This is a genomic window from Parvibaculum sp. (assembly GCF_049671045.1).
Classification (GTDB): Bacteria; Pseudomonadota; Alphaproteobacteria; order Parvibaculales; family Parvibaculaceae; genus Parvibaculum.
Map to the genome: position 1 here is coordinate 1 of NZ_JBATUH010000031.1, position 13,149 is coordinate 13,149.

The following is a 13,149-nucleotide window of genomic DNA, read 5'->3' on the forward strand; positions in this document are numbered from 1 at the left end:
GTGGTGGCGAAGTCGCTGGGCTCCTCGAACCCCTATAACATGGTGCGCGCAACCTTCGACGCGCTGAAGCACGAGCAGAGCCCGCGTATGGTCGCTGCCCGTCGCGGCAAGAAGGTGAGCGAGATCGTCGGCCGTCGTGCCGATGGCGCCGGTGAAGCCCTGTCTGAGTAAGTCAGGCGGAACGAACTAAAGTCAGAGGAACCGAGATATGTCGGCGAAGAAGACAGGCGGCAAGACCGTAACCGTCCAGCAGATCGGCAGCCCGCTCAGGCGGCAGCCCGGCCAGCGGGAAACGCTGATCGGTCTCGGCCTCAACAAGATGAATCGGACGCGCACACTGACGGATACGCCGGCGGTGCGCGGCATGATCAACAAGGTGGCCCATCTCGTCCGTGTCGTGGACGAGGCGTAAGGTTTGCGAGGCGAGAGAGAGATGACGACGCTCAACACAATCAGCGACAATCCGGGCGCCCGCAAATCGCGCATTCGCGTCGGCCGTGGTATCGGCTCGACGAAGGGCAAGACCGGCGGACGCGGCGTGAAGGGACAGAAGTCCCGTTCCGGCGTGGCGGTGAAGGGGTATGAAGGCGGCCAGATGCCGATCCACATGCGCCTGCCGAAGCGCGGTTTCAAGAATCCGTTCCGGCTCGATTTCAACGTGCTGAACCTCGATCGGGTTCAGGCGGCGGTGGATGCGGGCAAGCTCGACGCGAAGGCGAAGGTCGATGCCGAGGCGCTGGTGAAGGCCGGTGTCATCCGCCGCGCCAAGGACGGCGTCAGGCTTCTTGGCCGGGGCGAGCTCAAGGCGAAGCTCGCGTTCGAGGTCGCCGGCGCGTCGGAAGGCGCGAAGGCCGCCGTCGAGAAGGCGGGCGGCTCGGTGACGATTATCGCGCCGAAGGCGGAAGCGGCTACGGCCGAGTAAGGGCTCCGGTCTGACCGGCGGCCACACAGGGTTAGGCGGATATGGCATCAGCGGCTGAACAGCTCGCAGCAAATCTCAACTTCGCGGCCTTTGCGAAGGCGGATGAGTTGAAGAAGCGTCTGTGGTTTACGCTTGCGGCGCTGGTTGTCTACCGCCTTGGAACCTATATCCCTCTCCCCGGCATCAATCCGGCGGAGCTGGCGAAGCTCTTTCACCAGCAGCAGACGGGCATTCTGGGCGTCTTCGACATGTTCGCGGGCGGCGCGGTCAGCCGCATGGCGATCTTCGCGCTCGGGATCATGCCTTACATCTCGTCTTCCATCATCATTCAGCTCATGACCTCGGTTTCGAAGAAGCTGGAGGAATTGAAGAAGGAAGGCGAGCAGGGCCGCAAGGTCATCAATCAATATACGCGCTACGGAACGGTGATCCTGGCGGCGATCCAGGGCTATGCGATCGCCGTGGGCCTCGAGGGCGCGCAGCATGTCGTCACCGATCCGGGGATGTTCTTCCGCATCGAGACGACGATCACGCTGGTCGGCGGCACCGTTTTCCTGATGTGGCTGGGCGAGCAGATCACCTCGCGCGGCGTCGGCAACGGTATTTCGCTGATCATCTTCGCGGGCATTGTGGCGACCCTGCCGCAGGCGCTGCTCGGCACGCTGGAACTTGGCCGCCAGGGCGCGCTTTCGTCGGGCGCGATCCTCATGGTCGGCGTGATGGTCATCGTCGTCATCATGGCGATCGTCTTTGTCGAGCGTGCCCAGCGCCGGCTCATCGTGCAGTACCCGAAGCGCCAGGTCGGCAACAAGATGTATGGCGGGGATTCGTCCCATCTGCCGCTGAAGCTCAACACGTCGGGCGTCATTCCGCCGATCTTCGCGTCGTCGCTGCTTCTGCTGCCGATCACGGTCGCGAACTTCTCGGCCGGGCAGGGGCCGGAGTGGCTTGGCGTCGTGACGGCGCTCCTCGGGCATGGCCAGCCTCTCTATATGGGCCTCTATGCCGCTGGCATCATCTTCTTCACCTTCTTCTACACGGCCATCGTCTTCAATCCGAAGGAGACGGCCGACAATCTGAAGAAGTATGGCGGGTTCATTCCCGGTATCCGTCCGGGCCAGCGCACGGCTGAATATATCGACTATGTTTTGACCCGGTTGACCGCGGTTGGCGCCGTCTATCTGACGCTGATCTGCCTTCTGCCGGAGTTTCTGGTCACGCAATACAAGGTGCCGTTCTATTTCGGCGGTACGTCGCTTCTGATCGTCGTCAGCGTGACCATGGATACGGTTGCGCAGATCCAGAGCCATCTGCTTGCGCACCAGTATGAGGGACTCATCAAGAAGTCGAAGCTCAGGGGGACGCGTCGATGAAGCTTATTCTTCTCGGACCGCCCGGCGCCGGCAAGGGGACGCAGGCGCAGCGGTTGCAGGAAAGCTACGGTCTCGTGCAGCTCTCCACAGGCGACATGCTGCGGGCGGCGGTCAAGGCGGGTACCGAGGTCGGCAAGAAGGCCGAGGCGATCATGGCGCGCGGCGATCTCGTGCCGGACGAGATTGTGGTCGGGATCATCGCCGACCGGATCGAACAGCCGGATTGCAAGGCGGGCTACATTCTCGACGGTTTTCCGCGGAACGTCGCCCAGGCCGAGGCCCTTGACAAGATGCTGGCCGGCAAGGGCACGAAGCTCGATGCCGTGGTCGAGCTCGAGGTCAATGACGAGATCCTGCTCGGCCGTATCGAAGGCCGGGCTGCGCAAACGGCAGGCGGCCCGCGCGCGGACGACAATGCCGAGGCGCTGGCGAAGCGGCTTCGGGTTTATCACGAACAGACCGCCCCGCTCGTCGCCTACTACAAGCAGCGCGGCGTGCTCCGGGGCGTGGACGGGATGAAGGATATCGACGAGGTCACCCGCCAGATCGAAGGGGTCCTCGGGCTTGGAGAGAAAAAAGGGAAATTGGCTTAAGCGGTTGACTGGGTAGGGGTAAAACCTATAATCCCGGCCTTCGCGACGGCACTTTCAGGGCAATACCGGTTGTGGGTCGAAAATTGGCGGATTTCCGCGGATTTTCGGGTGGTTCCAGCCGGGTTTTGACATAGGCGCCGTCTGGAGCGATTCCCCATCTGGTGCGGACCGGGGTGGTTCGCCCTACCAAATGAGGATTGTATCGGATTTGAGACCGATACGGAGAGCAGGAGAATAAAGTGGCTCGTATTGCTGGCGTCAACATCCCGACAAACAAGCGGGTGCTTATCGCGCTGACCTACATCCATGGCATCGGCAATGCCAAGGCCAAGGAAATCTGCGGGAAGGTCGGTATTCCGGCCGAGCGCCGCGTGAACCAGTTGACCGACAGCGAGGTCATTCAGATTCGCGAAACGATCGATCGCGATTACCTGGTGGAAGGCGACCTGCGTCGCGAAGTCGCGATGAACATCAAGCGCCTCATGGACCTCGGCTGCTATCGCGGCCTGCGTCACCGCAAGGGTCTCCCGGTGCATGGTCAGCGCACGCACACCAATGCGCGCACGCGCAAGGGCCCGGCCAAGGCCATTGCCGGCAAGAAGAAATAAGAGCCCCATTTTTGTGCCGGGGCGAGTGACGCTCGGGCTAGACGCAAGGTTTGAGATCGATGGCTAAGGAAAAAACCCGGGTTCGTCGCAAGGAACGCAAGAACATCTCGTCGGGCGTCGCCCACGTGAATTCTTCGTTCAACAACACGATGATCACGATCACGGATGCGCAGGGGAACACGATCTCCTGGTCGTCGTCCGGGATGATGGGCTTCAAGGGCTCGCGCAAGTCGACGCCCTTCGCCGCGCAGATGGCGGCGGAAGATGCCGGCAAGAAGGCGATGGAGCATGGGATGCGCACCCTCGAGGTCGAGGTGACGGGTCCCGGTTCGGGCCGCGAGTCCGCACTGCGCGCCCTTCAGTCGATCGGCTTCACGGTGACGACCATTCGTGACGTGACGCCGATCCCGCACAACGGCTGCCGGCCGCCCAAGCGCCGCCGCGTGTAACAGCGTCAATATTTTCGACCTTGGCTGGTCGCGTCTGTTCGCACGATTGGATGGTGGAGCGGACGTTAAAGAGACCAAATGACGGAAGTCTCCCGTCCGGCCGTCAACCGCGGCCGCAAATGGCATGAGGTTTAGAAATTGATCCAGAAGAACTGGGAAGAGCTGATTAAGCCGAACAAGCTCGAGATCAATCCGGGCCACGATGCCGGCCGCTTTGCAACGGTCGTTGCCGAGCCGCTCGAGCGCGGTTTCGGCCTCACGCTCGGCAACGCGCTGCGCCGGGTTCTGATGTCGTCGCTTCAGGGCGCTGCCGTGACGGCGGTGCAGATCGACGGCGTGCTGCACGAATTCTCGTCCATCGCGGGTGTCCGCGAGGACGTGACCGACATCATCCTGAACATCAAGCAACTCGCGCTGCGCCTCCATGCTGAGGGCCCGAAGCGCATGACGCTCGCCAAGACGGGGCCCGGCGTGGTCACGGCCGGCGACATCACGGCGGGCGCCGATATCGAGGTTCTGAACCCCGATCTCGTGCTCTGCACGCTCGACGAGGGCGCGGACATCCGCATGGAATTCACGGTCGCGCTCGGCAAGGGCTATGTTCCCTCAGACCGGAACCGTCCGGAGGATGCGCCGATCGGCCTCATTCCGGTCGACAGCCTCTACAGCCCGGTGAAGCGCGTTTCCTACAAGGTCGAGAACACCCGCGAAGGGCAGATCCTCGACTATGACAAGCTGACGATGCAGATCGAGACGAACGGCGCCGTCACGCCGGATGACGCGGTGGCCTATGCCGCGCGCATCCTGCAGGATCAGCTCCAGATCTTCGTCAATTTCGAGGAGCCGGAGCAGAAGCTCGTCGAGGAAGCTCGCCCGGAACTCGAGTTCAATGCGGCGCTGCTCAAGAAGGTCGACGAACTGGAGCTTTCGGTCCGTTCGGCCAACTGCCTCAAGAACGACAACATCGTCTATATCGGCGATCTCATCCAGAAGACGGAAGCGGAGATGCTCCGTACGCCGAACTTCGGGCGGAAGTCGCTCAACGAAATCAAGGAAGTGCTGGCTCAGATGGGGCTCCACCTCGGCATGGAAGTGCCGAACTGGCCGCCGGAGAACATCGAAGAGCTCGCGAAGCGTTACGAAGACCAGTATTGATCGCCACGCCTTGCAGGCGTCGCATAGAAGTAAGGAGAAGGGGTCATGCGTCACGGAAATTCCGGCCGCAAGCTCAACAGGACCGCAAGCCACCGCAAGGCCATGTTCGCCAACATGGCGGTCGCGCTCATCAAGCATGAGCAGATCGTGACGACGCTTCCGAAGGCGAAGGAGCTGCGCCCCTATGTCGAAAAGCTGGTGACGCTCGGCAAGACGGATACGCTGCACACGCGCCGTCAGGCTTATGCGCAGCTTCCCGACAAGAAGTGGGCGGCAAAGCTGTTCGACGTTCTCGGGCCTCGCTACAAGGACCGCCCCGGCGGGTACATCCGTGTGCTGAAGGCCGGCTTCCGCTTCGGCGACAATGCGCCGATGGCTGTGATCGAGTTCGTCGATCGCGACGAGAGCGCGAAGGGCCAGGACAGCGGCCCCGTGTTCGTCGAGGGCGACGAGGAAGAGGCGATGGCGACGGCCTGACCGGCCGGCCCGGACCCTTCCGGCAGAAGAATGAGAGGCAGCCAGAAATGGCTGCCTTTTTTCTTGGCGCGGCGTTCGGCCGGCGCTCGCTTCATGACGAAAAGGTAAAGCAGCGAGGTTATTTTCCATCTTGCCAGTGCCCGCCCGGCTCGCAAAGAATCCGGTCGGGGGCAAGAGGCCCGTCCTTTGCGAGAGGGACGTGCAATGATGGTGGTTGAATTCATGACGCATTCTTCCTTTGGCGGATCGCTCGCCATGGCTCTTGCCGCGCTGGCGCTGAGCGCCACGCTTGCTTTTTTCCCGTGGGAGGCGAAGGCCGATACGCGCGCCATGCCCGGCTCGGCGGCGGAGGTCACGCTTTCCTACTCAGCTCTCGTGAAGCGCGTCGCGCCCGCGGTCGTCAACGTCTATTCCAAGAGGGTCGTGCAGGCGCAGCCCGCCTCGCCCTTTTTCAACGATCCCTTCTTCCAGCGCTTTTTCGGTGAGCGCTTCAGCTTCGGCATTCCGCGCGAGCGCGTGCAGCAGTCGCTCGGCTCGGGCGTCATCGTCGGGTCGGACGGGCTCATCGTGACTAACTATCACGTCATCAAGGGTGGCGAGGCGTTCAAGGTGGCGCTGGCGGACAGGCGCGAATTCGAGGCGACGGTCGTGCTGTCGGATGAGCGCACCGACCTTGCCGTGCTCAAGATCAACGCCAAGGGAGAGAAGCTTCCCTTCCTCACCTTCAAGGATTCCGACACCGTCGAGGTCGGCGATCTCGTGCTTGCGATCGGCAATCCGTTCGGCGTCGGACAGACGGTGACATCCGGCATCGTCTCGGCGCTAGCGCGGACGCATATCGGCGTTTCGGACTATCAGTTCTTCATCCAGACGGACGCGGCGATCAATCCCGGCAATTCGGGCGGCGCGCTGGTCACGACCGACGGCAAGCTCATCGGCATCAACAGCGCCATCTATTCGCAGAGCGGCGGCAGCGTCGGCATCGGTTTCGCCATTCCGTCGAACATGGTGCGGCTCGTCGTCGACAGCGCCAGAAATGGCGGGCGCATCAAGCGGCCATGGCCGGGCGCGCAGCTCCAGACGGTCGATGCGCAGCTTGCCGAGTCGCTCGGCCTCGACCGGCCCGGTGGCGCGCTGGTGCGGGACGTCTTTGCCGGTGGCCCCGCGGCGCGGGCGGGCCTCAAGCCGGGCGACGTCATTCGCGCCGTCGATGGCTACGACACGGACGATCCGCAGGCCGTGCGCTACCGCTTCGCCACCAAGGCGCTGGGTGGCAAGGTCACTGTGCGCTATCTGCGCGACGGGCGGGTGGCGGAGACGCAGGTCGCGCTGCAGCCGCCGCCAGAGACGCCGCCCGCCCACAAGACGCTCATCAAGGGGCGCAATCCCTTCGCGGGCGCGACGATCGCCAATCTCTCGCCGGCGGTGGCCGATGAAATCGGGCTCGATGCGCTGGGCGGCAAGGGGGTCGTCATCCTCAGCGTCAATGACGGCACTCCGGCCGCGCAGCTTCAGTTCCAGCCGGGAGACATCGTGCTGGAGGTGGCGGGGCAGAAGATCGACTCGGTGAGCGAGCTTGTCGGCGTGACGGCGGCGACGCGGCAGCAATGGGACTTCGCCGTGAAGCGCGGCGACCGGACCTTGACCGCGACGGTGGGGGGCTGAGCCCCCGCCTCAGGAGGAGGGCTTGCCGTCGCCGATCTGCGACTGGAGATAGTTCTCGAGGCCCACCGACTTCACCAGATCGAGCTGGGTTTCGAGGAAGTCGATGTGCTCTTCCTCGCTTTCGAGTATGTGGTCGAAGAGTTCGCGGCTGACATAGTCCTTCGTCTGCTCGCAATAGGCGATGGCCTCCTTGTAGAAGGCATGGGCCGCATATTCGAGCTTGAGGTCACATTCGATGCACTCGACGGGATGTTCGCCGATCAGGAGCTTGTCGAGATCCTGAAGGTTGGGCAGCCCTTCGAGAAAGAGAATGCGCTCGATCAGGCGATCAGCGTGCTTCATCTCGTCGATCGATTCCTCGTATTCGATCTCGGCGAGCTTGTGGAACCCCCAGTTCCTGAACATGCGGGCATGCAGGAAATACTGATTGATGGCCGTCAGCTCGAGCTTCAGCGCCTTGTTCAGATATTCGATGACCTTGGGGTCGCCCTTCATCGCACTGACCTCTCCTTATCAAGGGGAAAGGTAGTGTCGGCCGCTCATGGCGCGGGGGTCAAACTCAATCTCGGATGCACGCTTCCGCCGAAGGGATCAGTCGGCGGCCTGGAGCGCGCCTGTGAGGCAGTCGCCGGCGCGCGCCTCGGCAATCATGTCGGCCATGCTTTCCATGCAGCGGCCACATTGCGGCTTGCAGCCGGCGGCGCGGTGCACGCCAACGGGCGAGGTGATGTGAGGCGCGCCGGCGATGATCTCGCGCACGGAGCGATCGTTGATGGCGTTGCAGATGCAGACGAACATGGGCCGCTATCCTTGCCGACCGGGCCGCCGCTGGCAGAGACGGAGCCGGCCAATCCGGAACTGATCCTGCCACGGGGAACAGGCAACTGCAAATGCGAATGGTTTGCACAAATTGTCGCAGGCCCCCCGGTCGGGGCCTCGCATCCGCCCCAAGCGAGCCGGTGAGGGCGTGCCGAAAACGTGCTAGACCGCTCCGCATGAGCAATCTTTTCGAAGCCGCAGGACTTGAGGAGGGCGCGCCGCGCCCGCTGGCAGACAGGCTGCGCCCGCAGACGCTGGACGAGGTCGTCGGTCAGGATCACCTGATCGGGCCCAGGGGGCCGCTCGGCCGGATGCTGGCCAAGGGGCACCTGTCCTCGATCATCCTCTGGGGCCCGCCAGGGACCGGCAAGACGACCATCGCCCGGTTGCTGGCCGACAAGGTGGGGCTCCATTTCGAGCCCATGTCGGCGATTTTCTCGGGCGTCGCGGACCTCAAGAAGGTGTTCGACGCGGCGCGCGGACGGCGCGCCATGGGCAAGGGCACGCTGCTCTTCGTCGATGAGATACATCGCTTCAACCGGACGCAGCAGGACAGCTTCCTCCCCGTCATGGAGGACGGGACGGTGACGCTGGTCGGCGCCACGACGGAGAACCCGTCCTTCGAGCTCAACGCGGCGCTCCTCTCGCGCGCCCAGGTGCTGGTGCTGAACCGGCTCGACGATGCCGCGCTCGAGAAGCTGCTTCAGCGGGCCGAAGAGCATGTCGGCCGCAAGCTGCCGCTGGATGATGATGCGCGGGCGGCGCTGCGTGCCATGGCCGATGGCGACGGGCGCTATGTGCTCAATCTCGCCGAGGAGGTTCTGGCGCTCGGAAACGAAGAGCCGCTCGATACGGCCGCGCTCATCGGCGCCGTGCAGCGGCGAGCGCCGCTCTACGACAAGGGCCGGGAAGGGCACTACAATCTCATCAGCGCGCTTCACAAATCCGTGCGCGGATCGGATTGCGATGCGGCGCTTTACTGGCTGGCGCGGATGCTTGCGGGCGGCGAAGACCCGCTCTATATCGTGCGGCGCATGGTGCGCATGGCGGTGGAGGATATCGGCCTCGCCGACCCGGAGGCGCTGCATCAGGCGCTTGCGGCGAAGGAAGCCTATGATTTTCTGGGTTCGCCCGAGGGCGAGCTTGCCATCGCGCAGGCCCTCATCTACCTCGCGACGGCGCCGAAATCGAATGCGGGCTATGCCGCCTTCGGCGCGGCGAGACGGGCAGCGAAGGAAACAGGCTCGCTCAATCCGCCTGCCCATATTCTCAATGCGCCGACGCGACTGATGAAGGAACTCGGCTACGGCAAGGGTTACATCTACGACCCCGATACGGCCGAGGGGTTCTCGGGGCAGGATTACTTTCCCGACGAGATGGAGCGCCTGCAATTCTACCAGCCGGTCGAGCGCGGCTTCGAGCGCGAGATCGCCAAGCGGCTGGCCTATTGGCAAAGGCTGAGGGAGGAGAAGACGAAGTGAACAGCATTTTCGCCGTTGCTGTCGGCGGCGCGATCGGCTCGGTCGCGCGTTATCTCTTCAACCTTCAGGCCATGCGATTGCTCGGCCCTAATTTTCCGTGGGGCACGCTGGGCGTGAACCTCATCGGCGGCTTCATCATGGGCGCGGCGGCGGAGGCTTTCGCCTTGCGGCTCAACGTGTCGGCGGAGATGCGCAGCTTCCTCATGACAGGCATTCTGGGCGGCTTCACGACCTTCTCCGCCTTCTCGCTCGATGTCGGCAACATGCTCGAGCGCCACGACGTTGTATTGGCGGGCTTTTATATCGCCGCGTCCGTCCTGGGCTCGATCGTCATGGTGTTTTTCGGCCTCTGGTCGGTCAGGGCGGTTCTCGCATGAGCGCGGTTACGCAGATAGATGTGAGCGAAGAGGAAGACGGCCTTCGCCTCGACCGCTGGTTCAAGCAACGTTTCCCCTCGCTCACGCATGGGCGGCTCGAGAAGCTGCTGCGCACCGGCCAGGTGCGGGTCGATGGCGCCCGCGCCAAGGCCAATGCGCGGCTCGCGGCGGGGCAGATCGTCCGTGTGCCGCCGCTTGGCGCGGAGCTTCAGCCGGCGCCGGTCTATGAGCGCGCGGTGAGCGACAAGGATGCGGAGATGATCCGCGGCACCGTCATTTACAAGGACAAGTCGGTCCTCGCGCTCAACAAGCCGGCGGGCCTCGCCGTTCAGGGCGGAACGAAGACGGAGCGGCATCTCGACGGGATGCTCGATGCACTGACCTTCGAGGCAAGGGAGCGGCCGCGCCTCGTCCACCGCCTCGATCGAGATACGTCCGGCGTCATCATGCTCGCGCGCAATGCGCGCGCCGCTGCGGCGCTCGCCCGCTCGTTCAAGCAGAAGGATGCGCGCAAGATCTACTGGGCGCTGGTCGTCGGCGTGCCGTCGCCGCGGCGGGGCACGATCAATCTTGCGCTCACCAAGCAGGGCGGCCCGCGCGCCGAGCGCGTCTTCGCGGCGGAGGAGGGCGATGAGGATGCGCGCAATGCCGTCACCCATTATTCGGTGGTGGCGACCGTCAGCGACAAATTCTCATGGGTCGCTTTCATGCCGATGACGGGCCGCACGCACCAGATCCGCGCCCATGCGGCGGCGATCGGCGCGCCCATCGTGGGCGATGGCAAGTATGGCGGCGTCAAGGCGCATCCTGGCGGCGAGATTCCGCGCCAGCTTCATCTCCATGCGCGTTCACTCGACATCGCCCATCCCGATGGCGGCAAGCGGCTCTATGTCGAGGCGGAGCTTCCGCCGCACATGAAGAAGAGCTGGACGCTTCTCGGCCTCGACGAGCGCGATGCCAGGGACGCCTTCGAGGGGCTGGAGGCATGACGCTCCGTCTCGTCGTTTTCGATTGCGATGGTACGCTGATCGACAGCCAGCACATGATCGTGGCGGCAATGGCGCATGCCTTCGAGGTGCATGGGCTCGAGCCGCTGCCGCGTGAAACGGTGCTTTCAATCGTCGGCCTTTCGCTCGACGAGGCGCTGTTCGCGCTCCTGCCCGATACGGATCCGAGGCTCCGCCGCGCGGTCACCGAAGGCTACAAGGAAGCGTTTCACCATTTGCGGGCGCGGCCCGAGCTTGCCGAGCCGCTCTATCCCGGCGCGAAGGCCGCCGTCGAGGCGCTTGCGGCGCGCGAGGACGTTCTCCTCGGCATCGCGACGGGCAAGTCGCAGAGAGGCTTGCGGCTGGCGCTTGAAAAGCACGACCTCTCCCGGTTTTTCGTCACCCTTCAGACAGCGGATGATGCGCCCTCGAAGCCCCATCCGATGATGCTGCAACGTGCCATGGCCGAGGCGGGCGTCGCTCCCGGCCACACGGTGCTCGTCGGGGATACCTCTTTCGATATGGAGATGGCGTCCGCCGCCGGAACTCATGCGTTCGGTGTCAATTGGGGGTATCATGCCCCAGAAATGCTCGTAAAAGCCGGCGCGTCGCGCGTCTTGTCGGGCTTCGGCGAGCTTCAGCCGGCGCTCGAGGGCTTGTGGCGCCAGCCCGCACTCGGGGAGACACTCGGATGAGGACGATAGGCCGCTTACTGATCCTTCTCGTTATCGTTCTGGGCGCGGCGCTCGTCGCCGCGAGCTTCGTCGATCTCGGCCGCTTCGCGCCGCAGATCGAGGCGGCGGCGCAGAAGGCGACCGGACGGAGCCTCAGGATCGAGGGCCCACTCCACATCGGCATTTCGCTCGTGCCGGAACTTGTCGCCGAGAAGGTGCGCTTCGCCAATGCCTCCTGGGGCACGCGGCCCGACATGGTGACGGCCGACAGGCTCGGGCTCAAGATCGCCGTGCTGCCGCTGCTCAAGGGCAAGGTGGCGCTGAAGCAGGTCACGCTCAAGGGCGCCGACATCTATATCGAGACGGACAGGAACGGGCAGGGGAACTGGGAGTTCGCCGCTGCCGCGCCCGCCAAGGCCGCGCCCGCCGAAGGCGGCGGGATGGCGCTTGCAGGCGTGCCCGATGTGTCGATCTCCGATCTCAAGGTCGCCTATCGCGACGGCAAGACGCAGAAGGTGACGCAGGCGAATTTCACGAAGGTCGACATCGCCGCCAGGGGCGCCGGTCTTCACGCGACCGTGGAGGGCGAGGTGAACGGCTCGACGGTCGCCTTCGATTCCGACGTCCTTCAGTCCGCAAATGAAATCTCGCTGAAGAATGCCGCGCTCACCGTTTCGGGCACGAGCGCGAAGGGCGATCTAACGGTGGGCCTTGGCGGGCCGAAGCCGAGCATCGTGGGCGCGCTGTCGAGCCCGAAGTTCGATCTGACGCCGCTTGCCTCGGGCGGGTCGTCGAAAGGCGGCAAGGGCGGACCGGTCTTCAGCCGCGATCCGCTGCCGCTCGATCAGCTCAATGCGGCCAATGCCGATGTCACGATCAGCGTCGCCTCGCTCACATTCGGCAAGATCGAACTCACGGATGTGAAGCTGCCGATCAAGCTCAATAACGGCGCGCTCGATGCGCCGGTTTCCATGGTCTATCTCGGAACGCCGATCAAGGTCGGGCTCACGGCCAATGGAGGGACGCGGAGCGTCGGGCTCGATGCGAAAACGGCCTCGCTCAATATCGGCAAGCTCTTCACCGATCTCGATGTCACCAACATGCTTCAGGCGAGGGCGGATATCGCCGCGAAGCTGAAGGGGCAGGGCCGCTCGCTTCATGACATCGCGTCGAGCCTGTCCGGCGAGACAAATCTCGCCGTGGGCGAGGGGACGATCAATTCCAGGATGTTCGCGATCGTCTCCAACGATCTCGCCAAGGCGATCATCCCGACGGGACAGAGCGGCGAAACCGCGAAGCTCGTCTGCGCGCTCAGCGCGTTCGAGTTCCGTGGCGGCGTCGGCACGTCGAAGGCGCTGGCCGTCGAAACGGACAGCCTCATCACGACCGGCAGCGGGACGATCAATCTCGGGTCCGAACAGATCGACTTGCTGCTGAAGCCGAAGCCCAAAAATGCAAGCCTTGCGAGCCTCGCTTTCCCGATCCGCGTTTCCGGGCCGCTCGGCGCGCCATCGGCCGGCATCGACAAGGAGGGCGCCGCGCTCGGCCTCGCGACGGCGGCGGGCGGCGT

Annotated in this window: 16 protein-coding genes and 1 pseudogene; 15 read left to right on the top strand and 2 right to left on the bottom strand. The window is 64.0% G+C overall.

The window, feature by feature from the left end; genetic code table 11:
• From WBG82_RS04075 to WBG82_RS04120, 10 genes and pseudogenes are all read left to right on the top strand, one after another.
• Positions 1-171, top strand: a pseudogene (locus WBG82_RS04075) (30S ribosomal protein S5); the annotation flags it as partial.
• A 37-nt stretch (positions 172-208) separates the two neighbouring features.
• Positions 209-412, top strand: a complete 204-nt coding sequence (gene rpmD, locus WBG82_RS04080; RefSeq protein ID WP_424421718.1) for a 50S ribosomal protein L30 — start codon at positions 209-211, stop codon at positions 410-412.
• 21 nt (positions 413-433) lie between these two features.
• Complete coding sequence (gene rplO / locus WBG82_RS04085; RefSeq protein WP_324300851.1) at positions 434-922, top strand: 50S ribosomal protein L15; 489 nt, start codon at positions 434-436, stop codon at positions 920-922.
• Positions 923-963: 41 nt separating this feature from the next.
• Positions 964-2,295 carry a preprotein translocase subunit SecY gene (gene secY / locus WBG82_RS04090; protein WP_424421722.1) on the top strand — a complete coding sequence of 444 codons (1,332 nt, stop codon included), beginning with the start codon at positions 964-966 and terminating at the stop codon, positions 2,293-2,295.
• A 53-nt stretch (positions 2,296-2,348) separates the two neighbouring features.
• Positions 2,349-2,888 carry an adenylate kinase gene (locus tag WBG82_RS04095; RefSeq protein ID WP_424421724.1) on the top strand — a complete coding sequence of 180 codons (540 nt, stop codon included), beginning with the start codon at positions 2,349-2,351 and terminating at the stop codon, positions 2,886-2,888.
• 239 nt (positions 2,889-3,127) lie between these two features.
• On the top strand, positions 3,128-3,496 hold the full coding sequence (rpsM, locus tag WBG82_RS04100) for a 30S ribosomal protein S13 (RefSeq protein ID WP_324300857.1): 369 nt from the start codon (positions 3,128-3,130) through the stop codon (positions 3,494-3,496).
• Positions 3,497-3,555: 59 nt separating this feature from the next.
• Positions 3,556-3,945 carry a 30S ribosomal protein S11 gene (gene rpsK, locus WBG82_RS04105; protein WP_324300859.1) on the top strand — a complete coding sequence of 130 codons (390 nt, stop codon included), beginning with the start codon at positions 3,556-3,558 and terminating at the stop codon, positions 3,943-3,945.
• 138 nt (positions 3,946-4,083) lie between these two features.
• Positions 4,084-5,100, top strand: a complete 1,017-nt coding sequence (locus WBG82_RS04110; protein WP_424421729.1) for a DNA-directed RNA polymerase subunit alpha — start codon at positions 4,084-4,086, stop codon at positions 5,098-5,100.
• 45 nt (positions 5,101-5,145) lie between these two features.
• Positions 5,146-5,577, top strand: a complete 432-nt coding sequence (rplQ, locus tag WBG82_RS04115) for a 50S ribosomal protein L17 (protein ID WP_324300863.1) — start codon at positions 5,146-5,148, stop codon at positions 5,575-5,577.
• Positions 5,578-5,781: 204 nt separating this feature from the next.
• On the top strand, positions 5,782-7,242 hold the full coding sequence (locus WBG82_RS04120) for a DegQ family serine endoprotease (protein WP_424421731.1): 1,461 nt from the start codon (positions 5,782-5,784) through the stop codon (positions 7,240-7,242).
• 9 nt (positions 7,243-7,251) lie between these two features.
• Here the strand turns inward: WBG82_RS04120 and bfr are convergent, their stop codons facing one another.
• Positions 7,252-7,737, bottom strand: a complete 486-nt coding sequence (gene bfr, locus WBG82_RS04125; RefSeq protein WP_424421733.1) for a bacterioferritin — start codon at positions 7,735-7,737, stop codon at positions 7,252-7,254.
• 96 nt (positions 7,738-7,833) lie between these two features.
• Positions 7,834-8,040 (bottom strand): (2Fe-2S)-binding protein, encoded by a 207-nt coding sequence (locus WBG82_RS04130; RefSeq protein WP_424421736.1) that lies wholly within the window; start codon positions 8,038-8,040, stop codon positions 7,834-7,836.
• A 197-nt stretch (positions 8,041-8,237) separates the two neighbouring features.
• Here WBG82_RS04130 and WBG82_RS04135 point away from each other — a divergent pair, with 197 nt between their 5' ends.
• The 5 genes from WBG82_RS04135 to WBG82_RS04155 form a co-directional block, all read left to right on the top strand.
• A complete protein-coding gene (locus tag WBG82_RS04135; protein WP_424421739.1) occupies positions 8,238-9,542 on the top strand; it encodes a replication-associated recombination protein A in 1,305 nt (434 codons plus the stop codon).
• Positions 9,539-9,919, top strand: a complete 381-nt coding sequence (gene crcB, locus WBG82_RS04140; RefSeq protein WP_424421741.1) for a fluoride efflux transporter CrcB — start codon at positions 9,539-9,541, stop codon at positions 9,917-9,919. Before WBG82_RS04135 ends, crcB begins: the two co-directional genes overlap by 4 nt.
• Positions 9,916-10,908 carry an RluA family pseudouridine synthase gene (locus tag WBG82_RS04145; protein WP_424421744.1) on the top strand — a complete coding sequence of 331 codons (993 nt, stop codon included), beginning with the start codon at positions 9,916-9,918 and terminating at the stop codon, positions 10,906-10,908. Before crcB ends, WBG82_RS04145 begins: the two co-directional genes overlap by 4 nt.
• Positions 10,905-11,600, top strand: coding sequence for an HAD family hydrolase (locus tag WBG82_RS04150; protein WP_424421746.1), 696 nt, complete (start codon positions 10,905-10,907; stop codon positions 11,598-11,600). The genes WBG82_RS04145 and WBG82_RS04150 overlap by 4 nt, the downstream gene beginning before the upstream one ends.
• Positions 11,597-13,149: AsmA family protein (locus tag WBG82_RS04155; RefSeq protein ID WP_424421749.1), on the top strand; the 1,553-nt coding region annotated here is incomplete at its 3' end. The genes WBG82_RS04150 and WBG82_RS04155, both read left to right, overlap by 4 nt.

Excerpts from the sequence above, each read along its gene's own strand:
- rpmD (WP_424421718.1), top strand. The coding sequence starts at position 209 with ATGTCGGCGAAGAAGACAGGCGGCAAGACCGTAACCGTCCAGCAGATC.
- rplO (WP_324300851.1), top strand. The coding sequence starts at position 434 with ATGACGACGCTCAACACAATCAGCGACAATCCGGGCGCCCGCAAATCG.
- secY (WP_424421722.1), top strand. The coding sequence starts at position 964 with ATGGCATCAGCGGCTGAACAGCTCGCAGCAAATCTCAACTTCGCGGCC.
- rpsK (WP_324300859.1), top strand. The coding sequence starts at position 3,556 with ATGGCTAAGGAAAAAACCCGGGTTCGTCGCAAGGAACGCAAGAACATC.
- rplQ (WP_324300863.1), top strand. The coding sequence starts at position 5,146 with ATGCGTCACGGAAATTCCGGCCGCAAGCTCAACAGGACCGCAAGCCAC.
- WBG82_RS04120 (WP_424421731.1), top strand. The coding sequence starts at position 5,782 with ATGATGGTGGTTGAATTCATGACGCATTCTTCCTTTGGCGGATCGCTC.
- bfr (WP_424421733.1), bottom strand. The coding sequence starts at position 7,737 with ATGAAGGGCGACCCCAAGGTCATCGAATATCTGAACAAGGCGCTGAAG.
- WBG82_RS04130 (WP_424421736.1), bottom strand. The coding sequence starts at position 8,040 with ATGTTCGTCTGCATCTGCAACGCCATCAACGATCGCTCCGTGCGCGAG.
- WBG82_RS04135 (WP_424421739.1), top strand. The coding sequence starts at position 8,238 with ATGAGCAATCTTTTCGAAGCCGCAGGACTTGAGGAGGGCGCGCCGCGC.
- WBG82_RS04145 (WP_424421744.1), top strand. The coding sequence starts at position 9,916 with ATGAGCGCGGTTACGCAGATAGATGTGAGCGAAGAGGAAGACGGCCTT.
- WBG82_RS04150 (WP_424421746.1), top strand. The coding sequence starts at position 10,905 with ATGACGCTCCGTCTCGTCGTTTTCGATTGCGATGGTACGCTGATCGAC.